This is a genomic window from Clostridium sp. CTA-17, from assembly GCF_054767895.1.
On sequence record NZ_BAAABF010000006.1, the window covers coordinates 145500 to 169132 of the forward strand.

Annotated in this window: 23 protein-coding genes; 18 read left to right on the forward strand and 5 right to left on the reverse strand. The window is 26.5% G+C overall.

What is annotated here, in order from left to right; all coding sequences use genetic code 11:
* Positions 1–83: 83 nt before the first annotated feature.
* On the reverse strand, positions 84–482 hold the full coding sequence (locus tag ACYUCG_RS11105; RefSeq protein ID WP_460268628.1) for a ferritin family protein: 399 nt from the start codon (positions 480–482) through the stop codon (positions 84–86).
* A 230-nt stretch (positions 483–712) separates the two neighbouring features.
* Between ACYUCG_RS11105 and ACYUCG_RS11110 the strand changes: the two genes are divergently transcribed.
* From ACYUCG_RS11110 to ACYUCG_RS11165, 12 genes are all read left to right on the forward strand, one after another.
* Positions 713–1114: a phage holin family protein gene (locus ACYUCG_RS11110; protein ID WP_460268629.1), complete on the forward strand. Its 402-nt coding sequence runs from the start codon at positions 713–715 to the stop codon at positions 1112–1114.
* A 252-nt stretch (positions 1115–1366) separates the two neighbouring features.
* Complete coding sequence (locus tag ACYUCG_RS11115; protein WP_460268630.1) at positions 1367–2026, forward strand: sigma factor; 660 nt, start codon at positions 1367–1369, stop codon at positions 2024–2026.
* Between the two features lie 2 nt (positions 2027–2028).
* Positions 2029–3063, forward strand: a complete 1035-nt coding sequence (locus ACYUCG_RS11120) for an anti-sigma factor domain-containing protein (protein ID WP_460268631.1) — start codon at positions 2029–2031, stop codon at positions 3061–3063.
* A 138-nt stretch (positions 3064–3201) separates the two neighbouring features.
* Positions 3202–3900: a polyphosphate polymerase domain-containing protein gene (locus tag ACYUCG_RS11125; RefSeq protein ID WP_060796183.1), complete on the forward strand. Its 699-nt coding sequence runs from the start codon at positions 3202–3204 to the stop codon at positions 3898–3900.
* Between the two features lie 32 nt (positions 3901–3932).
* Positions 3933–4613 (forward strand): DUF4956 domain-containing protein, encoded by a 681-nt coding sequence (locus ACYUCG_RS11130; protein ID WP_003473840.1) that lies wholly within the window; start codon positions 3933–3935, stop codon positions 4611–4613.
* Between the two features lie 177 nt (positions 4614–4790).
* On the forward strand, positions 4791–5342 hold the full coding sequence (locus ACYUCG_RS11135) for a recombinase family protein (RefSeq protein WP_003478921.1): 552 nt from the start codon (positions 4791–4793) through the stop codon (positions 5340–5342).
* Between the two features lie 238 nt (positions 5343–5580).
* On the forward strand, positions 5581–6273 hold the full coding sequence (locus tag ACYUCG_RS11140; protein ID WP_060796181.1) for a polyphosphate polymerase domain-containing protein: 693 nt from the start codon (positions 5581–5583) through the stop codon (positions 6271–6273).
* 25 nt (positions 6274–6298) lie between these two features.
* Positions 6299–6967, forward strand: coding sequence for a DUF4956 domain-containing protein (locus tag ACYUCG_RS11145; RefSeq protein WP_060796180.1), 669 nt, complete (start codon positions 6299–6301; stop codon positions 6965–6967).
* A 1-nt stretch (position 6968) separates the two neighbouring features.
* Positions 6969–8462, forward strand: a complete 1494-nt coding sequence (locus ACYUCG_RS11150; RefSeq protein WP_460268632.1) for a CotH kinase family protein — start codon at positions 6969–6971, stop codon at positions 8460–8462.
* Between the two features lie 13 nt (positions 8463–8475).
* Positions 8476–10533: a hypothetical protein gene (locus ACYUCG_RS11155; protein WP_460268633.1), complete on the forward strand. Its 2058-nt coding sequence runs from the start codon at positions 8476–8478 to the stop codon at positions 10531–10533.
* 9 nt (positions 10534–10542) lie between these two features.
* Entirely contained in the window at positions 10543–11676 is a 1134-nt protein-coding gene (locus ACYUCG_RS11160) for a HEAT repeat domain-containing protein (RefSeq protein ID WP_240297569.1), read from the forward strand.
* A complete protein-coding gene (locus tag ACYUCG_RS11165) occupies positions 11670–13070 on the forward strand; it encodes a glycosyltransferase family 2 protein (protein ID WP_003478914.1) in 1401 nt (466 codons plus the stop codon). Before ACYUCG_RS11160 ends, ACYUCG_RS11165 begins: the two co-directional genes overlap by 7 nt.
* A 131-nt stretch (positions 13071–13201) precedes the next feature.
* Here ACYUCG_RS11165 and ACYUCG_RS11170 read toward each other — a convergent pair whose 3' ends face one another.
* Complete coding sequence (locus ACYUCG_RS11170) at positions 13202–14122, reverse strand: polysaccharide deacetylase family protein (protein ID WP_460268634.1); 921 nt, start codon at positions 14120–14122, stop codon at positions 13202–13204.
* Between the two features lie 416 nt (positions 14123–14538).
* On the opposite strand from ACYUCG_RS11170, the gene ACYUCG_RS11175 reads away from it, so the two are divergent.
* The gene (locus ACYUCG_RS11175) at positions 14539–15357 is read left to right on the forward strand and encodes an SDR family NAD(P)-dependent oxidoreductase (RefSeq protein WP_460268635.1); all 819 of its coding nucleotides are present in this window, start codon (positions 14539–14541) and stop codon (positions 15355–15357) included.
* 22 nt (positions 15358–15379) lie between these two features.
* On the opposite strand, the gene ACYUCG_RS11180 is transcribed toward ACYUCG_RS11175, so the two are convergent.
* Entirely contained in the window at positions 15380–16111 is a 732-nt protein-coding gene (locus ACYUCG_RS11180; protein WP_460268636.1) for a GntR family transcriptional regulator, read from the reverse strand.
* 234 nt (positions 16112–16345) lie between these two features.
* Here ACYUCG_RS11180 and udp point away from each other — a divergent pair, with 234 nt between their 5' ends.
* Together udp and ACYUCG_RS11190 are read left to right on the forward strand one after the other, a co-directional pair.
* Positions 16346–17131, forward strand: coding sequence for a uridine phosphorylase (gene udp / locus ACYUCG_RS11185; protein WP_003450293.1), 786 nt, complete (start codon positions 16346–16348; stop codon positions 17129–17131).
* A gap of 54 nt (positions 17132–17185) precedes the next feature.
* Positions 17186–18376 (forward strand): phosphopentomutase, encoded by a 1191-nt coding sequence (locus tag ACYUCG_RS11190; protein WP_283680515.1) that lies wholly within the window; start codon positions 17186–17188, stop codon positions 18374–18376.
* 210 nt (positions 18377–18586) lie between these two features.
* Here ACYUCG_RS11190 and ACYUCG_RS11195 read toward each other — a convergent pair whose 3' ends face one another.
* Together ACYUCG_RS11195 and hdcA are read right to left on the reverse strand one after the other, a co-directional pair.
* Positions 18587–20032 (reverse strand): basic amino acid/polyamine antiporter, encoded by a 1446-nt coding sequence (locus ACYUCG_RS11195; RefSeq protein ID WP_460268637.1) that lies wholly within the window; start codon positions 20030–20032, stop codon positions 18587–18589.
* Positions 20033–20077: 45 nt separating this feature from the next.
* Entirely contained in the window at positions 20078–21040 is a 963-nt protein-coding gene (hdcA, locus tag ACYUCG_RS11200; protein ID WP_460268638.1) for a histidine decarboxylase, pyruvoyl type, read from the reverse strand.
* Between the two features lie 468 nt (positions 21041–21508).
* Between hdcA and ACYUCG_RS11205 the strand changes: the two genes are divergently transcribed.
* From ACYUCG_RS11205 to ACYUCG_RS11215, 3 genes are all read left to right on the forward strand, one after another.
* Positions 21509–22342, forward strand: a complete 834-nt coding sequence (locus tag ACYUCG_RS11205) for a metallophosphoesterase (protein ID WP_460268639.1) — start codon at positions 21509–21511, stop codon at positions 22340–22342.
* 124 nt (positions 22343–22466) lie between these two features.
* The gene (locus ACYUCG_RS11210) at positions 22467–22619 is read left to right on the forward strand and encodes a hypothetical protein (RefSeq protein WP_003455666.1); all 153 of its coding nucleotides are present in this window, start codon (positions 22467–22469) and stop codon (positions 22617–22619) included.
* Between the two features lie 100 nt (positions 22620–22719).
* Complete coding sequence (locus ACYUCG_RS11215) at positions 22720–23583, forward strand: NAD(P)-dependent oxidoreductase (RefSeq protein ID WP_240297572.1); 864 nt, start codon at positions 22720–22722, stop codon at positions 23581–23583.
* Positions 23584–23633 lie beyond the last annotated feature (50 nt).

The window sequence follows — 23633 nt, forward strand, 5'->3', positions numbered from 1 at the left end:
TAAACTTGAAATACTATGATGTATTTTTAGAATATATATTAATTCTAGAGATATATTTAAACCTATAGAAAAAGCAATCTAAATTAGTTTAGATTGCTTTTTCCTATTAATCCTTTTAATAAATTACCATGTTTTATTTCATCTTTAGCTATTTCTTTAAATCTAGGGAATTCTTCTCCAAGCTTTTCATATACTGGGCCACCATTAATTTCAGCATTTATAAGCATTTCAAAAACTTTCTCTTTACCTAAACTCTTATAAGCAGCTTCTATTTCTTCAGATGATTTACTACAAGGTTTTAAAATTTCTTTTGAATATTCTCTTATTATTGAAGCATGTCTTCCTTCGTCTGCTGCTATACTTAATAAAACATTTTTTTCTTCTTCAGAGCTAGCAAGTTTAGCAAGTTTTCTATAAACAAGAACTGCATCTAATTCTCCTTGTTGTAATTTTAATAACATTTCATTTCCGTTTTGTTTCATAATAAAATCCTCCTAAATATTTTTATTTTAAAAAATTAAATTGTATAAAATTAAATTTGATAGGTTTATTTTAAAGCTTTTATAACAATATGTCAAATTTTTTTAGCAATTAAATATTATTAGTGAAATTATATTTGAAAAATAAGTACAATTAAAGAGTGTTCTAAATATTATATTATATATTCAAATAAGTAATAGAAATTAAATTAGATTTAAGGAGTATTGTTCTTATGGAGAATATAATAAATTATGTAAAGTTAGGGGTTGTATCCTTAGGAACTTTATTCACTTGGATATTTGGAGCATGGGATATTCCACTAATAACTTTATTAGTATTTATTTTTTTAGATTATTTGACTGGAGTAATTAAAGGGTGTAAAAATAAAGAATTATGTTCAAATATAGGATTGAAAGGAATAGCTAAAAAAGGGCTTATATTAATAGTTCTTTTAGTTGCTGTTATGCTAGATAGGTTATTAGGTAATGGAACTTGGATGTTTAGAACAATGATAGCTTATTTCTATATAACAAATGAGGGTATAAGTATATTAGAAAATTGTGTAGCCTTAGGAGTACCTATACCTGAAAAATTAAAACAAGCTTTGAAACAGTTAAATAATAAAAACAAATAAGAGATTTGGGAAATATGTATTTAAAATTAGTATCACTTAATTAAAGGATATATAAATACGTATTTTCCTTTTTTAATACAAATAAAATTGTAACTATTTTTTGAATATTCAATTAATTTATTGGAAAATAAGTAAATTTTTATTATAATTTTTTATTAGAAAAAACATATCTATGTGAGATTTATAAGAGTAAATTATTATTTTATTTATATTATTTAATTAGGTTTTATATAGATATAGAAAGGAATTATTATGATAAATATTACTTTAAAAAATAAAGATATAAATGAACTGGTTGAAGAGAATATTAGATTTATACTAAATACAATCTCTAACTTGACTGGAAGATATGTATCTATTGAAAATGATGAAGAATTTAGTTTGGGAATATTAGCCTTTGTTGAAGCTGTAGAAAAATATAATTCTCAAAAGGGTAACTTTCATTCATTTGCGAAATTAGTAATAGAGAGTAGAATAAAGAATTATTTAAATAAGGAAAAGAAATATAGGGAAATGATTTCTGTGGAGTATTTAAAGGATTTAGGAATAGATATCACTAATATAGTACATAATCCCATCGAAAATAAAGATGAACTTATTAAAGAAATACATAAATTTAAAAAAGAAATATTGTTATTTAAAATTAAACTTGATGATTTAATAAATAATTCTCCTAAGCATAGAGATACAAGAACATTTTCTATAAATCTTTCAGAGCAAGTTAGCCATGATTCAGAAGTAACTACATTTATGTATGAAAAGAGAAGATTACCTGTAAAAAAAATTTCCTTAAAATATGTAGTTACAGAAAGAATTTTAAAGAGAAATAAATTATTTATAATATCAGTTATAGTAATTTTCTTTAAAAAATATAGGAATATAATACTCTGGATAAAAAATAAGGGGGAATAACTTTGTATTATAAAGGAGTAATTATTGATATACATGATAAGTATATAATAGTTATGGATGAAAGTGGAGGATTGCTAAAAATAAGGAAAAAAGAAAATGTAAATATTGGACAAGCGATTCTCTTTACAGATGATGATATTATAGTGAATAAAAAAGTAAATAAAATTATAAAAATTTGGACTGTTCCAATAGTTACTGCAGCGTTAATATTTATTAGTATTGTTTCTGGAATTATAAATGTCAATAATAAAAATACACCATATGCCTTATTAACATTTGATATTAATCCAAGTTTTTCAATTGAGGTTAATAAAGATAATACTGTAATTAATGCAGTGGCATTAAATGATGATGCAAAGAGTTTAGATATTGATAAAATAAAAAATAAATCTTTAGATGATGCACTTAAACTAATTAAAACAAGTTTAAAAGAGAATAAGAAGTTTGAAGATAAAAACTCACTTATAGTTGGATTTTCATTCTTAGGAGAAAATAAAAATGTTGAATTTGAGGATAATGTTAAAGCGGTAATAAATGAAAATTTCAATGATTTTAAAATTGTTTATATTCAAGGAGACAAAGGAGACCATGAGGAGGCTAAGAAAGTTGGTATTAGTTTGGGGAAATATTCTATTAATAAAAGGTTAAATAATAGATTTTCAGAGGAACAGATGAAAAATATTACTATAGATGAACTTATTGATAGATTGAACGAAGAGAATATAAATTTAAAAGATAATGAAGAAGATTATGATGATGTAAATGATGAAAAAAATCATGATAATAAAACAGATTCTGACAATGAAATAGAGCAAGATGATGAAGTAGACGATGATGATAAAACAGAGGATAAAGAAAATGATAAAGATGATCATGATAATAAGGAAAAAGAACAGGATAAGAATAGTAAAAGTGTAAATAGTGATTTAAATGATGATGATACTTATGAAAATGATAATGATGAAGATGATAATAAACAAGAAATTAGTGATGATAAAGACTCAAGTGACAATTTAAATGATTCAGATGATGATTAGGTAAAAATTAAAAAATTAAAATAGGCAGTATCAAAATAGTAAAATAAAAAAATTATTTTGATATATGCCTTTTTTTATTAAAAAGGTACACAAAATAAAAAATACTTTTGTATTAATTAATGAGAAAGGAGGGGGAAGATGTTATCAGTATCTAGAAAAGAAGTAAAATTTTTAGTTTCAAGTACAGATAGAGTTTATTTATTAAATTCTTTAAGTCAAATATTGGTTCCAGATAAGTACGGAGATTATAATGGCTATAAAACAAGAAGTATATATTTTGATAGTATAGACAATGAAGATTTTATAGAAAAGCAAATAAAAACTGAAAAGAGAAAGCGTATAAGAGTAAGAATTTATAATGAAGAAGACAAATTTGCTAAATTTGAAATTAAACGAAAGCATTTTGAAAGAGAATTAAAGGAAAGTATAACTATCACTAAAGAAGATGCAATTAGGTTAATAAATAGAGAATATTCTGTTTTATTGAACTATAAAGACAATCCTTTATATGAATACGCATTTAATTTAATGAAGAGTAAATCATATAGACCAGTTTCTATGGTTGAATATGACAGAAGAGCTTTTACACATGAATTTTTCAATACCAGAGTTACATTAGATAATAATCTAAGATTTACTAACTTCAACTATGATTTATTTAATAAAAATATAAATTTTCAAAAAGGATTACCAGGAGATAAAAGTATCTTAGAAGTTAAATATGATAGATTTTTATTCCAACAATTACAAGAAGTTTTATCTAAATGTAATTTCGTTGGAAAACCACCAAGCAAATTTGGTACTTCAAGACAATTATTAAATACATATTATTATTAATCAATACAAATGATTTTAGGAGGAACATAAATATGAGCCAAATTTTAAGTGGAAATTTTAATATAAATGATTTAACTTCATTAATTCAACATGCAAAAAATCCAAATGTAATTTTAAAAACTATTTTTATATCTTTGATCTTTTCAACAATTATTTATTTTACATATAAAGCTTCATACGATACTTTAAATTATAATAAGAAGTTTAATACAACCCTTATAATGATAACATTTATTACAACTGTGCTTATGGAATTAGTACAGATAAATTTAGCTGTTTCATTAGGGATGTTAGGATCATTATCTTTAGTAAGATTTAGAACAAATGTAAAAGATACAAGAGATATAGGTTTTATATTTTGGAGTATATTTGCTGGACTAGCATCAGCTACAGGAGCTATATTTTTATGTGGAGTAAGTTCAATAATACTATCTATTTTAATGATTACTACAAGTAAGCTTAGATTAAAGGATAATAAATTATTACTTGTAATAAGAGGACAAAATGTAAATCTAAATAATATTGAAGAAATATTCTCAAAAGAGAAAATAAAAACTAATATTAAAGCTAAAAATATATTAAGTGATTCATTTGAATTAGTTTATGAAATAAATACATCAAAATCTAAAGAAAATTTATTAATAGATAACCTTATAAATTTTAAAGGAATAGATAGTGTAAACTTATTGGTTCCAAATACTGAAGTTGCTTAAAAAGATATTGATTAAGGTTTATGTAATATTTACCTAAGCCTTAATCTTGTATTAAAATATTTTAAATGCAAAACATTATTTATTAATAATAATTTCATATTGAAATTTTTTAATTTTAATTGTAATATAAAATTATATACATTAATTTGAGTAAAAATTAATTTAATAGGTGATTTAATGAAATTGGGATACGCAAGAGTAAGTACAGAAGAACAAAATTTAAACAGACAATTAGATATATTAAATTCTGTAAATTGTGATAAAATTTTTGCAGAAAAAATATCAGGTATAAAAAATGAACGGCCAGAACTTAATAAATTAATATCTTCTCTTAATATAGGAGATATTATTATAATTACTGATCTTACAAGATTAAGTAGAAGTGTTAAAGAACTTTTTAGTATAGTAGAAAAAGTCGAAGAAAAAGGTGCTAATATTAAATCACTTAAAGAATCTTGGCTTGATACTACGACTCCTCAAGGAAAATTAATGTTTACTATTTTTGCAGGTATTAGTCAATTTGAAAGAGATCTTATTTCTCAACGTACAATTGAAGGACTTATTGCTTCGCGTGCAAGAGGGAAAAAAGGTGGAAGACCTCCTAAAAGTAAACAAGATATAAATTTAGCCATTCAAATGTATAATAGTAAAAAGTATAAAATATCAGAGATAACAGAATTAACAAAGGTTAGTAAATCCACGATTTACAGATATCTTAACAAAATCTAAAAATTAATTATGTAAATTTTAATTAATCATTCCCTAAAACGGTCGTTTTTGATTCAAACTTATAAATATTCTACATCTTTAAAGCTATCATTAAAATTCTAATTTTATTTCCAGATTATTGACTTAAAAGAATATATTTAAATCATATTACCTTTATAGCTTTTTGTTCCCAAAAACGACCGTTTTTGGGAAAATAAAGTATTTATTTTAATCATACAAAACAAGAAAGGAGCCTAATATGATTGTAAACAGGAGAGAATTAAAATATGTAATAAGCGAATTTGATTATTACAAATTAGAAAATTTATTAAAAAAGATACTGATTCCAGATAAAAATAATGGAAGTTATGGATACAGTATTAGAAGTTTATATTTTGATTCCATAGATAATTGTGATTATTATGCCAAACTTGGAGGAGAGGAGGTTAGAAAAAAAATTAGACTTAGGATATATAGGACAGATTGTCAATGGGTTAAATTAGAAATAAAAAGAAAAATTAATATTAATCAAAAAAAGGAAACTTTAAGTATAAGTAGAGAAGACGCAATAGCTTTAATAAATAAGGAGTATGATGTTTTATTAAAATATAATAGTCCAATTGCAGAAGCTGCTTATAACATAATGACAATAGGACAATATCAGCCTGTTGTTTTAGTAGAATATAATAGACGAGCATATATACATGAAGAAAATAGTATAAGAGTTACATTAGATAGCAATATAAGAGCTAGTGAAACTGATTTTGATTTGTTTTCTGAAGAGGTGTTTTTAACACCTGTATTTACTCATTATGATGGACTTTTAGAGGTAAAATATGATGGTGATTTTTTTTGCTGGATATCTCAAATAGTTAATGGAAGAGAGGCAGTAAATCAATCCATGAGTAAATATTGTGCTTCAAGAAGATTTTTTGAAAATTATTTAGCTTAAACTTAAGAAATGAGAGGTAAATAGGATGAAAGAAAAATTATATGATTATTTAATAAGTAATAGTAGTGAAATTGGAGCATTTAAAGCATTTGAAATTTTATTTGTGGCTTTAATTATAAGTTTAATAATATTTGTAACTTATAAAAGAACCTATAGTGGTGTTATGTATAACAAAAAATTTAACGTATCACTTGTTATGATGGTTCTAATTACAAGTATGGTTATGATTGTTATAGGAAGTAATATAGCATTATCTTTAGGTATGGTTGGAGCCTTATCTATTGTGCGTTTCCGTACTGCAGTTAAGGATCCTAGAGATACAATGTACATATTTTGGGCTATTTCAACAGGAATATGTGTAGGAACACAAAGTTATGTAGTAGCTATAGTAGGAGCTTTATTTTTAAGTGTAATAATATTTTTAATAAGTATAGGTGGGTTAGGAAAAGAAGATAGATATATTTTAATAATAAGAGGGATAAGAGAAAAAGAAGAAGATATGATGAGTTGCGTTTTTAAGGCTTTTAAATCTGGCCAATTAAGAGCTAAAAATTCAACAGGAAATAATATAGAGTTAGTTTATCAAATAAAGATAAAAAAGGATGACGATAGAGGGATTTTAAAGGAGTTATATGCAATTGAGGGGGTTTCAGCGGTTAATATAGTTGCTCAAAATGGAGAAACATTGGGTTAATATGAAGTTGAAAAGAATAATTTTTATATTATTTATTCAGATTTTATCATTTATTTTTTTCATTGGATGTACTAGTGAAACCTTTAAAGAGAAAGATGTAGCAAATAGTAAAGCTGAAGTCAATAAATATTCTTTAGAAATGGAAAACACAAAAAAAGAAGGTTATAACCTCCCACTAGTAGTTATAGACACAAATGGAGAGAAAATAAATGGGAATGAGAGTATAAAAGGAACTATAAAAATATATGATTCAGAAGGAAAGATAAATAATTTAAATGATGAACCAGCTTTAGAATCTGATATACAAATAAAAATAAGAGGAAATACTACTAGGAGAGTGCCTAAAAAACAATATAGTATAGATTTGATTGATGAGAGTGGAAATAAAAAAGAAGAAGAGATATTAGGTATGCCAAAGGAATCAGAATGGATTTTAAATGCTCCTTTTGAGGACAAGTCCCTTTTGAGAAATTATATGGCCTACAGTGTATCTGGGAAAATAATGGAGTATGCTCCAAGAGCTAAATTTTGTGAGGCATTTATAGTTGATGATGGGAAAACGGTAAGTGCCAATCACTATAAGGGAGTATTTCTTATGATTGAACAGATAAAGAGAAATAAAAATCGTGTTAATATCTCAAAAAGTAATCCATCAAGGAGTGAGACTAGTTTTATAGTTGAAAAAAATAATCCTAAGGAAAAGGATATTATTTTTAATAATTATGGGAAAGAAGCATATTTATATGATTATCCTATTTTAGCATCATATCCTAAAAAGAGTTTAACTGAAGGGCAGAAAAATTATATAAACAAGGCTATAAGTATATTTGAAAGAAGTTTATACTCTAATGAATTTAATAATAAGAGTGTTGGATATCAAAAGTACATAGATGTAGATACATTTGTAGATTATTATATTATAAATGAATTTTTTAATAATACAGATGCTGGAATATTAAGTACTTATATTTATAAAGACTTTGGAGAAAAGATTAAGGCTGGTCCAGTATGGGATTTTAATGCTTCTATGGGAAATAGCGATGTTTTAAGTCCTTATTATGATTATAAAGGCTTCTATATGAATAGAACTGCTTGGTTTGATAGGCTTATGGAAGACAAAAATTTTGTTGAAAAGGTAGTTAATAGATATAAATTACTTAGAAAGACTTATTTAGGTGATGAATACTTAATTGATTTTATAGATAATACTGTAAAAATGTTAGGAGAAGCTCCTAAGAGAAATTTTGAAGTTTGGCCTATATATATGTGTAATCAATTTGAGATGTTTAAAGATTATAGAAATGATTTTTCTAAGTTTGAGGATGATCCTAAAAAGTTAGACGAATATTTAAAGAATAATACCAGTCTTTTCAAATCAACAGAAAACATGGCAACTTCCTATGGAGAAGAAATAGAAATGCTTAAGGTATTTTTAATAAATAGGGGAAGATGGATGGATGAAAATATAGAAAAACTTTATAAATGGACAGAGTAAAGGAGAAATATAAATGAAGAAATTTTTAATTTTTAGTATTTTTACATTTTTCTTTGTCTTAATAGGAATTAACTTTATAGGGAAAATGGCTTATAACAAAAAGGATATTAATATTCTTTCAAAAATAATTGGTAAGGAAGTTTTGGTAGGAGATGATAAGGTTAGTATAAATGGAATAAATATTAGTTCTACTAAGCCTGGAAGCTTTCCAGGAGATTTTAAAGCCAATAAGGAAGACTATATTAGATGGTTTAAAGATATAGAGGAATTAAATTTAAATTGTTTAAGAGTTCAAGGGCTTATGAATAAAGACTTTTATGAAGCTTTATATGAGTTTAACTTAAATAATAAGAAACCACTTTATTTATTGCAAGGAATATCATTAAATGAAGTAGCAATAGATGATGGAGAAGATATTCAAGGAGAAAAAGTTTCAGATGAATTAAAAAAAAACATAGAAACAACTGTGGATGCAATACATGGTAATAAGATTCCAAGTTTGAGCAGTAATTCTAAAAAAATTTATGAAACTAATATTTCGCAATATGTGATTGGTTATACCATAGGAAATGAATTGGCTTATGATGATGTTATTTATTCTGAGATAATGAATGATTTACCAGAATTTAATGGAGAGTATATACAGAGTAAAATTGGTGCTTCTGATACAGAAAAGTATTTAAGTTATTTAGCTGATTATTTAGTAGAATATGAGAGTAAAAACTATAAGGAACAAAGAATTATAAGCTTTGTTTCAGTTGAAGATGACATAATGAAATTTGTAAGAGATGGATATGTAAATAAAAAGAATAAAGAAAAAAGATTTATTGATATTGAAAATATTAAAAAAACAGAGAAGTTTAAATCTGGAATAATGGCATCTTATAACATTTCTATATTAAAGAATGATTCTTTAATAAATAATGATATTTTACATCAATATTTTACTGAGTTAAATAAGTATCATAGTATACCTGTTCTTATATCTGAGTATTCAGTTCCATCAGGAAGAATGGCTGGTGACTTTATTAAAAGTGATGAAAATGGATATATAACTGAAAAAGAGCAGGGAAATATGTTAATAGAAACATATAAAGCAATTAAAGAATCTGGATGTGTAGGAGGAATATTATTTGAATGGCAAGATAGTTGGTATAGATCATCTTGGAATACAAAAGAGTTATTTATTTTAGATAAGAGTGCTTATTGGAGTAATGCTCAAGTATTTAGTCAAAATTTTGGACTTATTTCCTTTGAGCCAGGTGATGAAAATGAAACTTATTATCCAGATGAAAGTATAAATGAATGGACATATAACGATATATTGGGAAGTAATGATGGAGTAAATCTTTCTATGAAATATGATGAAAAATATTTATATTTTCTAGTAGAACTTAATAAACCTATAGATGAACAGGAGAGGGTATACATCGATTTGGATGTAACTCCTAATTCTGGAGTTAATAAATATAATGAAAAAGGTTTAACCTTTGAAAATAATGTAGATTTCATAATAGATTTAGGTAAAGAAGATAGTAAGGTATTAGTCCATGAATATTATGATACATTTAAGTTTATAGAAAATAGAAATGAATTAAAGGTAGATCCTAATAAAATTGATGTACAAAAAAATGGTGAAAGATTCTCAGTAGTAAGGCTTCCTTCTAAAGAAAAAAGTTATTCTGAGGTGACTAATACATTTAAAGATGCTAAATCTTATGAGACAGGAAAGTTAGTTTTAGGAAATGGAAATCCTAAAAGTGAAGAGTTTAACTCAGTTGCTGATTATTATATTAATAATAATTATATAGAACTTAGAATTCCATGGGGGTTATTAAATTTTAAGGATCCATCAACTAAAAGTATAATAGATGATTTTTATAAAACATTTTCTTTTGATTCTAAGAAAATAGATTATATAAATGTTGGTGTCACAATAAAAAATAATAATGGAGAAAGTTCACGAATAGCTTCTAAAAGGTTTAATTTGACTTCATGGGTAAAGCCTAAATATCATGAAAGGCTTAAGGAGTCTTATTGTATGCTTAAAGAAGAGTTTAATAAAAAATAAGGAGGAAATATGAAAATAGTATCATATATATTTTTTTCTTTAATCCTTTTTATATATGTAATATTTATATCAATAATATATATAAAATTTGAAAAAAGAGCTACTAAAAGAAGAGAGAAAAAAGTAGACAAAATAGAGAAAGAGATTAGAGAAGTCATAAAAAAACAGCTTCTAAAAGTAACCAACAATAATAAGCTTTCCAAAGATGAAATTTTATATGTGGAGAAAATTTTAAAAAAAAATAAAAGTAGACAAGCTTTTAATAGAATAATTTCAGAATTAAGTAATAATCAAGAAGTTAAATATGACATATCCATCTTTATGTATAACTTTTTAGAAGTAATAGAAAATGAAATTAAAAAATATGCAAAAAAGGATTCAATAAGAAAGTGTTATTTTATATTTAATTTAGGATTATATAAAATAGATTCTTTTAAAATACAAAATTTTTTAATGGAATGCTTAAATGATAAATCTATTTATGTAAGATATAATGCTCTAAATTCAATAGCTAATATTGGTAAAGGAGATAAATTCATTGAGGCTTTAATCTATATGTCTAAAAATAGGATATATATAAATAATAAGGTTTTTATTGAGATTATTGATAAATTTAAAAATAGTTATGAAATAAATAAAGAACTGGCAAGGATTTTAAATGAATTAAATACTAAAATGCAATGCCTTATAATAAATAGCTTTTCTAAAAATAAAAATGATTTTTTTAAAGAAATTCTTTTGATGAAATTAAAAGATGAAAGTAATAGGGAAGTAAGGATAAGTATAATAAAATATTTTGAAGAGAATTATTATGATGAAGCTTATGTGGAATTGATTAAATTATTAGCATCTAAATGGTGGGAAGAAAGAGCAATAGCGGCAAAGAGTCTTTCTAAGTATTATTCCTTTGAAGTTGAAAATAGCTTAAAAAAATCTCTTAAGGATAAAAATTGGTACGTTAGACTAAATTCGGCATCAAGTATTTTAGAAAATAACTGTACTGAGGAAATCATTGAAGAAGTTTTAAATCAAGAAGATATGTATGCTAAAGAAATTTTATTATATGTTCTACAGAAAAAAAATAATACCTTATATAATAAAATTTTAAATTATAAGGAGGAAAGAATTACTTTGTCATGTTAGAAAAAATAGTTGATTTTATAAATTTATTTTTTATGTATTATATATTTATTTATGCAGTAATATTCTTTATATCCACTGTATATTCAATTATAGATTTATATGAATTTAATTTAAAGAAAAGATTTAATAGTACAATAAATATTTATGATAAGAAAAATTATACACCTATTTCTATTTTAGTTCCTGCTTATAATGAAGAAAAAACTATTTTAAAATGTATAGATTCTTTATTGGCATTAGAGTACCCAGAATATGAAATAATAATAGTTAATGATGGGTCTAAGGATAAAACCTTGGAAGTATTAATTAATAGGTTTAGCTTAAAAAAGATCCAGAGGCCTATTAGAAAATCAATAAATTGTAAGAAAATAATTGATATTTATGAAGGGATTGAGAAGGTAAATATAACTTTGATAAACAAAGAAAATGGGGGGAAAGCAGATGCTTTAAATATGGGTATCAATGCTTCAACATATCCATTGTTTCTAACATTAGATGCAGATTCTGTATTGCAAAGGGATTCTTTAAGCAACATAGTTGTTCCTTTTATTGAAAATGAAAATACAATAGCTGTGGGGGGGAATGTAAAAATTTCTAATAATGTTTTATTAGAAAATGGTGTAGTTAAGAAGAATAGACTTCCTAAAAAATGGTTAATTATTTTTCAAATAATAGAGTACTATAGAGTCTTTTGGACAACAAGGGTTTGGTTTAATAAATTTAATGGAAATCTTATAATATCTGGTGCTTTTGGATTGTTTAAGAAAAGCTCTGTAATAAATGTAGGAGGATATAATTCTAATAGTATTGGTGAAGATATGGAACTTGTTATGAAGTTACATTCATTTAATAAAAAGAATGAAAATAAATATAGTATACAATATACACCAAATGCTATTTGTTGGTCTCAAGCGCCTGAAAAGCTTAAAGATTTAAAAAGTCAAAGAAAAAGATGGCATATGGGGCTTATGCAAAGTTTAGCTGAGCATAAATACATTTTTTTAAATATAAAATATGGCGTAGTAGGAGTATTTTCATTTTTATATTATTTTATTTATGAAATGTTATCTTGCTTGATTGAAGTATTTGGAGTTGTATTTTTATTTATATCTTATTTTACTGGGTTTATAAATTTAAAGTTTTTTATTACTTTTATGTGTATTTACATTTTTTATAGTTCCTTAATATCTATATCATCAATTTTTTCAGAGGAATATTTTTTTAATATAAATTTAAGAATTAAAGATAAAATTAAACTTATATTATTTAGTTTTTTAGAAGCTTTTGGTTATAGACAAATGTGTTCCATATTTAGAATAGTTGCTATATTTAAATATAGAACTAAAAAAAATCATTGGGAGAAGATCGAAAGGGTAAGTTATTTAGAACAATAATGTAATTATTAAAGTAAACTAAAAATTTATTTAAATTTGATTATTTTAAAGCTCTAACTGGAAATTTTATTTCCAGTTAGAGCTTTAAGATTTTCATTTAGAATAAGTTATTTATTTTTTCTGAATAAAAATTATTTACCAGTCAATCTACTTTCAAATTTTTGTAAGGAATCATTATTACTAACATAAATTCTATCCATGTTAAAATTATTGTCTTTTCTGTCAGTAAAGTTTCCATTTAAATTAAAACCTAATTTATATCCAGCTTTTTCTGCTGCAACCCTAGTACTAGAATTATATCTTCCAAAAGGATAAGCAACAAAATCTACAGGTTTTCCAATGATTTTTTCTAAAGCTACTTTAGAATCTTTTAAAGTTTCAAGTTGTTTATTTTCATCTAATGTAGATAAGTCATCATGTTTAAAGGTATGGCTTTCTATTTCTATACCGTTATTAGACATTTCTTTTAATTGATCAGCAGTCATATAATCCTGTGCTCCAACATAATTTGAAATTACAAATATTGTAGCAGGAAATTTGAATTCTTTTAGTAAAGGATAAGCATATTCATAGTTTCCTTTATATCCATCATCAAGAGTTATAACAACAGATTTTTCAGGAATAGGTTTATTATTTCTTAGATAATCATAAAGTTCATCTAAAGTTATAGGTGTATAATTATTATCCTTTAAATATTGAAGTTGTTCTTTGAATTTTTCAGGGTTTACTAAAAGTTCATTATTATTTGGATTGTTTGGAGTTACATCATGATAACATAAAACAGGAATATTCATATCTTCAGAAGTAGTTTTTAACCCTTCAAATCTATTCTTAGTAGCTTCAGCATTTGAATTTGATTTTTCACTAGTATTATCTGTAGGGTTTTCCTTATTGCTAGAAGCTTCATCTTTTTGAGTATTATTTTCTAAATTAGCTTTTTCACTTTCCACATTGCTTTTGTTACCTTTCATGTCACAAGCAACGAAAGATGAACTTATAATTAGTGCAGAAACTAGAGCTATTAGAAATCCTTTGTGTTTTATTTTTCTCATCTTTTAAATCTCCTTACTAATAAATTTTGTTTACAATAATTTAGTATATCATAAAAAAAGTAAAATTTAGGTTACTTTATTATTACGATAACCTCTATGTATTTCTTAAATAATTAAAAAAAATCATCATTTTAATAAATTTATAATTAAATATTTTAAAGTTTATTATTGGTCTAATTATTAGAAATATTCATTAATAAAAGAACTTTAATAAAGAGTTATATTTTTAAATATGTTAGGAGACAAATATTATTATAAAAATGTGCAAATCTAAGTAAATAAGCCGTTTTAATATGTGTTGACATTAGATTTATTAGAGTATATATTACTTAATAATATAATGGTTTTATTGGAGTTTATTGGAGGTGAGTTGTTATTATAAAATATAAAGATATATTTTATGATAATAGAAGTTTATGAGTAAGATAATTAATGGAAGATTTAATGACAAAGTAATGATTATTACAGGGGCAGCTGGAGGAATAGGAAAGTCTGTGGCTTTAAGAGCAGCTAAAGAAGGTGCTAAATTAGTTTTAGCAGATAGAAAAGAAGAGATGAGTAAAGAAACTCTAAAAGAAATTAGAGAAATAACTTCTAATGTTGAGTTTTTAATATGTGATTTAAGAGAAGGAGAAAATTGTAAGAAAGTAATAGATACTGCTATTAAAAAATTTGGTGGTTTGGATATTTTAATAAATAATGCTGGAATTACAGGAACACCAGCACCAGTACATGAGATGAGTGAAGAGATGTTTAGAAATGTTTTAGATTGCAATATAATGATAGCATTTCATTGTTCTCATTATGGTATTCAAGAGATGATAAAGCAAAATAAAGGAGGAGCTATTGTTAATGTTTCTTCTGTTGCAGGCTTAACTGGATTTCCAGGACATTCTGCTTATGTAACATCTAAACATGGATTAAATGGACTTACTAGAAATATGGCATTGGATTATGCTAGATATGGGATAAGAGTAAATGCAGTGAATCCAGGAACTACAGATACTCCAATGTATCATGAAGCTTTAGAATTTTTGAAAAATAAAAGAGAAGCTGCTGAAAAGGCAGGAGTTAAAATAGAAGGGGGAATAGTATCAGGAAAAGTTACTTCTCCACAAAATAGAGTAGCAGGAGCAGAAGAAGTTGCTGATGTGATATTATTTTTAGCATCACCAGAAGCAAGCAATGTAACTGGAATATTTATGCCAGTAGATGGTGGTTTTACAGCATTTTAATAGATATAAATCCTATGAAATATTATTTCATAGGATTTACTTTAATTGTGCTGTGCTTCATTGGGAGATAATGTTTGTTAAAAATAATTGGAAGGTCTGAATTATAATATATAGCTTCCTCAATTAAATAAAATTGACTTTCATCTGGAATTGGATGACGCTTAGTTACAAAGTTACCAGATGTAGTGAATTTAATAGTACTTTTTATGCTTGAACATTCTTTGTAACATTCTTGTTCAACAAATTTCAATAAATTATTTTTATCTGATAGATCTATATTAAATTTTGAAATTGCTTCAATAGATATTATTGTGTAAGTATAAGCTAATGTTGAATTATTATCCAAGTACCATCTGTCAACGCATACCGTTGCTACAGAACTATCTCCTAATATCTTTTTATAATAATCTGAGGGTGGATCTATTTTAAAATCCAATTCAATATTATTTGTCGCTACATCTAAACACTTATAGACTGGATGTCCTATTTTTTCTAAACCTGTTGTATCAGTTTTATTTTCCTTAATTATGTAATTTCCTTTACCTCTAATGTTTTTTATTAATCCATCATCTTGAAGTAAAGCTAAAGCTTGTCTAAGTGTACTTCTACTAACACCTAATCTTTTAGCTAGTTCCGGTTCAGAAGGAAGTCTGCTATTTTCAGGGAAAGTTCCTTCATTAATCATCTTAAAAAGTTTATCGTATACGGTAACATACAATAGTTCCTTAGGTTTATTTACAGTTAATATTTCCATTTATAATCACCTTCCTAAAAATAGACAAGTTGCAAACAAGTTGTACTAGGACAAAATATTACTTACTTAAATTATAAGAGATTTTATGTCAATAACCAATAAATAATTTAAAAAACTTTCTGTAAACGTTTGATAATTTCTAGAAAGTGTAGTATTATATAAATATAAAATAGACAACTAAGTAGACAAGTTTAAAATTGTTATAAGGAAACAATTTATTAGGAGGAAATGTAAATGATTTATACACAAGGTTCAGACAAACAATTTCATATAGACGTAGCACCAGGAGAAGTTGGAAAATATGTAATAATGCCTGGAGATCCAAAAAGATGTGCTAAAATAGCAAAATACTTAGATAATGCTAAGTTAGTAGCAGATAAAAGAGAATATGTTACATATACTGGATATTTAGATGGAGAAAAAGTAAGCGTTACCTCAACTGGTATTGGTGGCCCATCAGCTGCAATAGCATTAGAAGAATTAGTTAAATGTGGAGCAGATACTTTCATCAGAGTAGGAACTTGTGGAGGAATAGATTTAAACGTTAAAGGTGGAGATCTTATAATAGCAACTGGATCTATAAGAGCAGAAGGTACTTCAAGAGAATATGCTCCAATAGAATTCCCAGCAGTAGCAAACTTAGATGTAATAAATGCTTTAGTTAAAGGAGCAAAAGAATTAAAAGTTCCTTACCACACTGGTGTAGTTCAATCAAAGGACTCTTTTTATGGACAACACTCACCAGAAAATAAACCTGTAAGCTATGATTTATTAAACAAATGGGAAGCATGGAAAAGATGTGGATGTTTAGGATCAGAAATGGAAGGTGCAGCATTATTTATAGTAGGAAGTTATTTAAGAGTAAGAGTTGGAGCTGTTTTCCTAACTATAGCTAACCAAGAAAGACAAAAAGAAGGACTTGATAATCCTCAAGTACATGATACAGAACTTGCAATAAAAGCAGGAATAGAAGGAATAAGAAACTTAATTAAAGAAGATAAAATGAAAAATAATGCATAAGATTAAATCTTAAAAATTATAATAGATACGGAAATACACTTAGGGGGTTTAACAATGAGTAAATATAAAAGAATTTTTACAATAGTAATAGATTCATTAGGAATAGGTGCAATGAATGATTCAGAAAAATACGGAGATGTTAATGTTGATACATTAGGACATATCGCTGAATCAGTAGATACATTTAATATACCTAATCTTCAAAAAATGGGTATAGCAAACTTACACCCAATAAAACATGTAGCTCCAGTTGAGAATCCAATAGGATATCAAGCTAAAATGGCTGAAGCAAGTGTTGGTAAAGATACGATGACAGGACACTGGGAAATGATGGGCTTACACATAACTAAGCCATTTAAAACTTTCACAGATACTGGATTCCCACAAGAATTATTAGATGAGTTAACAGCAAAAACTGGTCATAAAATAGTAGGAAACAAGAGTGCTAGTGGAACAGAAATCCTAGATGAATTAGGAGAACACCAAATTGCAACTGGAGATATGATAGTTTATACATCAGCAGATTCAGTTTTACAAATTTGTGGTCAAGAAGAAACTTTTGGCTTAGAAGAATTATATAGATGCTGTGAAATAGCAAGAGAATTAACTCTTAAAGACGAGTGGAAAGTTGGAAGAATCATAGCAAGACCTTACTTAGGAACTAAAAAAGGTGAATTCAAGAGAACAAGCAATAGACATGACTATGCTCTTAAACCATATGGAAGAACAGTTCTTAATGAATTAAAAGATAACAACTTTGATGTTATTTCAGTTGGTAAAATAAAAGATATATTTGATGGAGAAGGAATAACAGAAGGAAATAAATCTAAGAGTTCAGTTCATGGTATGGAACAAACATTAGAAATAATGGATAGAGACTTTACTGGATTCTGCTTTGTTAACTTAGTTGACTTTGATGCTTTATGGGGACATAGAAGAAATCCACAAGGTTATGCAGAAGAATTAGAAAAATTCGATGTTAACTTAGGAAAAGTATTAGAAAAGTTACATGAAGATGATTTATTAATAATAACAGCTGACCATGGTAATGACCCAACATACACAGGAACAGATCACACTCGTGAGTATGTACCATTCTTAGCTTATTCACCATCAATGAAAGGTCATGGACAATTAGAAACTCCAAAAACATTTGCAACTATTGGAGCAACAATTGCTGATAACTTTGGATTAAAAATGCCAGAAGGAACAATTGGTGAATCAGTTCTAAATAAATTAGTTTAATAATTTGTAAGAATATATGAAAGCTATATCAAATTTTGTATTTGATATAGCTTTTTTTATAAAAAAGTTATTTTTACAAATCACTTTTTTATAAATGTAAGAAGGCTAAAAAAAAGACTTTGGTGAATTTTGAAGCTTGATTAATAAATCAATATCTCAAAATGGACCAAAGTTTTTTAAATTTTAGATAGGGTTTTGATATGTGAGTAGTTACATAAATTTAAATAAATATACTAAGCCTATTAAGGCAAGTATTATCAAAACTATTGCAAAGTAACGTTCAACTTTAGTAAATTCTTTTTCACTAGGACTAGTTTCACGTCTAGCTTTTATGAATGCAGGAATTCCTAAAGCATATATAACTATAGCTATAAGCATATAGTTGATTCCAGCAGCGTAAATTAACCAAACACCATAAATTGATCCTAAGATTGCAGTAATCATTGCATATTTTCTTTTGGCAAAGATATCTGTTGGATAGTTTTCGTTTTTATATGTTATCTTAAATAAATATAAGGTGGAAACAAGATAACAAGGAAGTGCCATAACACTTGTTATACTAAGCATCATATTCCATGCGTTACCTGCAAAATGAACAAGTATCAATATTATTTGCATAATGATTGTTGATGCTAATAAAGAAAATGAAGGAGATTCATTTTTATTTTCTTTAGCAAATATTTTTGGGAATGTTCCACTTTGGGCTGCTGCAAAAGGTAATTCTGAAAGCATTACAGTCCAAATAAGCCAAGAACTTAATATTGCTATAATTACACCAAGGTTCATTATTACGCTTCCCCAGTTTCCTATTAAATCCATTAATACTGCAGCTGTTGATGGTGGAGCCATTTTAGAAATTTCTCCTTGTGAATATACACCAAGTGGTAATAATGAAAGTAGTGTATAAATTAAAAGACAAGTAATAAATCCTAAAAATGTTGCTTTACTAACATCTTTTTGAGATTTAGCTCTTCCAGAAACAACAACGGCACCTTCAATACCAGTAAATACCCATAAGGTTACAAGCATTGTGCTTTTTACTTGAGGCAATATTCCTCCTAAGTTTGTATCATGAACTTTTGCAACTGTTTTTAATCCCCAGAAGTCAGTAAAGAATGTAGAAAATCTAAATGAGAATAATAAAACTAGTAAGAAAATTGCTAAAGGTAATAATTTTCCTATTGTTCCTATTACATTTAAAGCACTTGCTTGTTTAACACCAGCCAATACTATAAAGAATATAATCCAAAGGACAAGAGATCCACATGCTATTGAAAGCCAGTTATTACCCCCTTTAAAGTAAGGTGGGAAAAAGTAGTTTAGTGAATCCATTAAAAGTACGGCATAGCCAACATTTGCAAAAGAGTTACATATCCAATATCCCCAGGCCATTAAAAATCCTGTAAATTTCCCAAAACCAAGTTCACCATAGGTATATATACCTGTTGTGGCATCAGGTCTTGCAGCAGCAAGGATTCTAAAGGTGTTAGCTATGAACCAAATTCCTATCCCAGTTATTATCCAAGATATTAATATTGCACCTGCAGAAGCGGATTGGGCCATGTTTTGGGGAAGGTTATAAACACCTCCACCCAGCATAGCACTAATTACTACCCCAGCAAGAGCAATTACACCTAATTTTTTATTATCATTCATAATAACTCCTCCTAGAATAATTTTGTTTTAAGAAATTATTATTGATTATTTTTTACTAGGATTAACTAAAGAATCAAAATTCATATCATCTAACCATTGAGAAAGAGAAATTCTATTTAAACTTGGGAAACCTTCAGAAGGAACAGCATCTCTTGCTAAGGTTACATAAGGAGCGCAAGTTAAAGCGTTTCCAATTTCACCAGGTTTCATTATTACATAAGCAAAACCTATGTAAGTTCTTTCAAAAACAACATGAGAATCTCTACCACATTCAACTACTGACCAAGTTACAGCTTTTCTATGATCTTCTAAGAATTTCTTTAAATCTTCTGGATTATCATTTTTTGTCCAAAGTCCTGCATCTTCTATGAATAAATCAGCACAGTGATCTCTATCATTTGATAATGATAAGGCTATAAATGACCATACACCATAAGCTTCTCCTTCTTTTAAAGGTCTATTTTCTTTTGGTCTATAAGCTGTAGCACTCTTATTTGCACATATTACATGGGCACCTGGAGCAGTTGTAAAACGTCTATTTTTTTCTGTACCGAAAAGTTCTATACCAGCTTCTAATAAAGGTTTAGCATCATAAACTTTAAGTGGAGTTCCATCAAATTGTTTTAATTCATATAAAGGTTTGATTTCATCATTAGTAATTGAATCATGTGCTGCTAAATCATGTCCCCATACTTGGCCTGCAACCCCACAGAATGATGAAGCTGTAAGCATATTAATTTGTCCAACATAAGCATCATTTATTTCAGCTCTATCATAAGAAACTATACCATCTAGTAATATATCGTCAGTCTTTTTAACTGTACCAACGGAAACCTTAAGAACTGATACATATCCATTACCATAAGCCCCTGGCATTCCGTAGCCATCACAATAACGATCATAAGGACTTATAGCTGTTTTATCAATTTTAGGTGCTCTTACCTTTATATTTTTATGTATTCCTTCAGAAAGAGTCCTGTTTCTGTTTGCTTCAAGATTTTTATTCATTTAAATCACTCCTAAACAATATAAGTTTAACTATTAAATTTTTAGAATAAAAATATATTATTTGGCCAAATAATAATTTACCTTTCATTATGTAAAATTATAGCACTTTAAATATTTGTTACAAATTTAACATTTATAGTATTTAAAAGTTTTCATATGAAATTTTTTTAGTTGTGTATAAAAGTGAGTTAAACTTTAAAATATTAACAAATAATGAATTTAATGTATACAAGGTTTATAAATTTATTTGTATTTATATGAAAAAATTTTATGCTTATTTTAACTAAAATATATTTAAAGACTTAAGTAATTATTTGTGATAGAATAAAAATATTTTATAAGATTATAAGTATATAAAACCTTAGAATTTTATAAATTAAAAATAATAAAGAGCCAAATTTAATAAAAATTAATAAGATAAATAAAAAATATTATTCTGAAATTAATTAAGAGTATAGGTGTGATATTATGGAGATTTTATTAGGCGCATTATGTATAACCTTAGTAACAGGATTTTTTTATTATGAAAACAATGGAATAAGTACAACTAATTATGAAGTTGATTGTGGAATTGGGAAAGATATAAATGTGGTTCATTTATCAGATCTTCATGGAAAAGAGTTTGGAAAAAATAATGAAAAACTTAAAAGGTTAATACTAAAAGAAAAGCCAGACTTAGTTGTTGCCACTGGAGATATGATAGATTCAAGCCTTAAAAATATGGAGGGGGTAATAGATTTTTTAAGTGACTTAAGTAAGTGTGTTAAAGTTGTTTATATCTCAGGAAACAATGAGCAAAGGTGCAAAAAAGCTGAATATATTTTTGAAAGTCTAAAGTCAAAGGGAGTTATAGTTTTAAGAAATGAAATTATAACTTTAAGTTTAAATGGAGTGAAAGTAAATATTTTAGGTATGTTTGAAAAGCCAAAGGGAGATTTACATTCCTCACTTAAAAAAATTAATGGAAGTTATGCCTATGAGGATTCCCATAAACTTTTTAAAAGATTAGAAGGCTTAGAGGGATTAAAAATTGTTTTAAGTCATTATCCAGAACTCTTTGAGGCTGAATATTCAAAATATAATTTTCATATAATGTTTTCTGGTCATGCACATGGAGGTCAAGTTAGAATTCCTATAGTTAAAAGAGGATTAATTGCACCAGGACAAGGGGTCTTTCCTAAATACACTGAAGGGATACATGGAAATAAAAATAAACTTATTATTAGTAGAGGCCTTGGAAACAGTACTAAAATAACAAGATTATTTAATAGACCTGAAATAGTGAATGTTAAGATTAAATAATAGATAATTTAAAAATTAAGTTTTGTTTAGGATATTCAACATAGCTATTTAAACTAGGATGATTTCTTTTGAAGAATATATTAAAATTTATTATATATTATGAAAATAAAAGGAGAAATATATAATGAATAAGAACATGGAAATGATGAAAAAATTAATAGAAGAAAAAAAGAATAAAGGGAAGAATACTAAATCTAATGTTAGAGCTCAAAAAACTATTGGCTTCGCTCAAGGGGGAAGAAAGAGCAACAATGGTGGGGGATTATTTGATAAATAATATTTAGATTTAGAATAAAGACAGATTATTATGGTATAAATAAAGTTTAAAAATTTTTATAGATAACTTAAGTGGATTTAATATTAGGAGGAAAGAGTTTATGAAGAAAATAGGTTTTATTGGTGTAGGAATAATGGGAAAATCAATGGTTCGTAACCTTATGAAAAATGACTTTGAAGTTTCTATTTTTGCTAGAAATAAAGACAAAGTTTTAGACGTAATTTCTGAAGGAGCAAATTTTTATCCCACTATAAAAGAATGTGTTTCTGGATGTGATGCAGTAATAACCATAGTAGGTTTTCCAAAGGATGTTGAAGAAGTTTATTTTGGAGAAAATGGAATTCTTGAAAATGTTAAAGAAGGAACTTATGTTATTGATATGACAACATCAAGTCCAAAGTTAGCAGTTGAAATATTTGAAAAAGCAAAAGAAAAAGGGTTAAAAGCCTTAGATGCTCCCGTTACAGGTGGAGATATTGGAGCTAAAAATGGGGCTTTAACTATTTTAGTTGGAGGAGAAGAAGAGGACTATAAAGCTTGTCTACCTATTTTTCAAGCAATGGGGACTAATATTCACTATGAGGGAAAAGCTGGCTTTGGCCAACATACTAAGTTAGCAAATCAAATAATGATAGCAGGGGCTATATCAGGGGTTTGTGAAGCTATGACATATGCCAAGGATAAAGGATTAGATGTGAAAAAAATGCTTGATTCAGTATCTACTGGAGCTGCTGGAAGTAAGCAATTAGAATTAGTATCTCCTAAAATTTTAGAGGAAGATTTTGCACCAGGATTCTTTATAAAACATTTCATCAAAGATATGAAATTAGCTAAGGAGGAAGCTTTAGCTGATAATGTGAATTTAGATATTTTAAGCAAAGTTTTAGAGAATTATGAGGAGCTAGAAAGAGAAGGCTTTGGGGACTTAGGAACTCAAGCTTTAATAAAGCATTATAATAAATAATTTTAAGTTTCTTTATGAGGATTGTATAAGAACTAAAAAGTAAATTGCCT

Coding starts and splice junctions, on each gene's coding strand:
- ACYUCG_RS11105 (WP_460268628.1), bottom strand. CDS start 482: ATGAAACAAAACGGAAATGAAATGTTATTAAAATTACAACAAGGAGAA.
- ACYUCG_RS11110 (WP_460268629.1), top strand. CDS start 713: ATGGAGAATATAATAAATTATGTAAAGTTAGGGGTTGTATCCTTAGGA.
- ACYUCG_RS11115 (WP_460268630.1), top strand. CDS start 1,367: ATGATAAATATTACTTTAAAAAATAAAGATATAAATGAACTGGTTGAA.
- ACYUCG_RS11125 (WP_060796183.1), top strand. CDS start 3,202: ATGTTATCAGTATCTAGAAAAGAAGTAAAATTTTTAGTTTCAAGTACA.
- ACYUCG_RS11130 (WP_003473840.1), top strand. CDS start 3,933: ATGAGCCAAATTTTAAGTGGAAATTTTAATATAAATGATTTAACTTCA.
- ACYUCG_RS11135 (WP_003478921.1), top strand. CDS start 4,791: ATGAAATTGGGATACGCAAGAGTAAGTACAGAAGAACAAAATTTAAAC.
- ACYUCG_RS11140 (WP_060796181.1), top strand. CDS start 5,581: ATGATTGTAAACAGGAGAGAATTAAAATATGTAATAAGCGAATTTGAT.
- ACYUCG_RS11145 (WP_060796180.1), top strand. CDS start 6,299: ATGAAAGAAAAATTATATGATTATTTAATAAGTAATAGTAGTGAAATT.
- ACYUCG_RS11150 (WP_460268632.1), top strand. CDS start 6,969: ATGAAGTTGAAAAGAATAATTTTTATATTATTTATTCAGATTTTATCA.
- ACYUCG_RS11155 (WP_460268633.1), top strand. CDS start 8,476: ATGAAGAAATTTTTAATTTTTAGTATTTTTACATTTTTCTTTGTCTTA.
- ACYUCG_RS11160 (WP_240297569.1), top strand. CDS start 10,543: ATGAAAATAGTATCATATATATTTTTTTCTTTAATCCTTTTTATATAT.
- ACYUCG_RS11165 (WP_003478914.1), top strand. CDS start 11,670: ATGTTAGAAAAAATAGTTGATTTTATAAATTTATTTTTTATGTATTAT.
- ACYUCG_RS11170 (WP_460268634.1), bottom strand. CDS start 14,122: ATGAGAAAAATAAAACACAAAGGATTTCTAATAGCTCTAGTTTCTGCA.
- ACYUCG_RS11175 (WP_460268635.1), top strand. CDS start 14,539: ATGAGTAAGATAATTAATGGAAGATTTAATGACAAAGTAATGATTATT.
- ACYUCG_RS11180 (WP_460268636.1), bottom strand. CDS start 16,111: ATGGAAATATTAACTGTAAATAAACCTAAGGAACTATTGTATGTTACC.
- udp (WP_003450293.1), top strand. CDS start 16,346: ATGATTTATACACAAGGTTCAGACAAACAATTTCATATAGACGTAGCA.
- ACYUCG_RS11190 (WP_283680515.1), top strand. CDS start 17,186: ATGAGTAAATATAAAAGAATTTTTACAATAGTAATAGATTCATTAGGA.
- ACYUCG_RS11195 (WP_460268637.1), bottom strand. CDS start 20,032: ATGAATGATAATAAAAAATTAGGTGTAATTGCTCTTGCTGGGGTAGTA.
- hdcA (WP_460268638.1), bottom strand. CDS start 21,040: ATGAATAAAAATCTTGAAGCAAACAGAAACAGGACTCTTTCTGAAGGA.
- ACYUCG_RS11205 (WP_460268639.1), top strand. CDS start 21,509: ATGGAGATTTTATTAGGCGCATTATGTATAACCTTAGTAACAGGATTT.
- ACYUCG_RS11210 (WP_003455666.1), top strand. CDS start 22,467: ATGAATAAGAACATGGAAATGATGAAAAAATTAATAGAAGAAAAAAAG.
- ACYUCG_RS11215 (WP_240297572.1), top strand. CDS start 22,720: ATGAAGAAAATAGGTTTTATTGGTGTAGGAATAATGGGAAAATCAATG.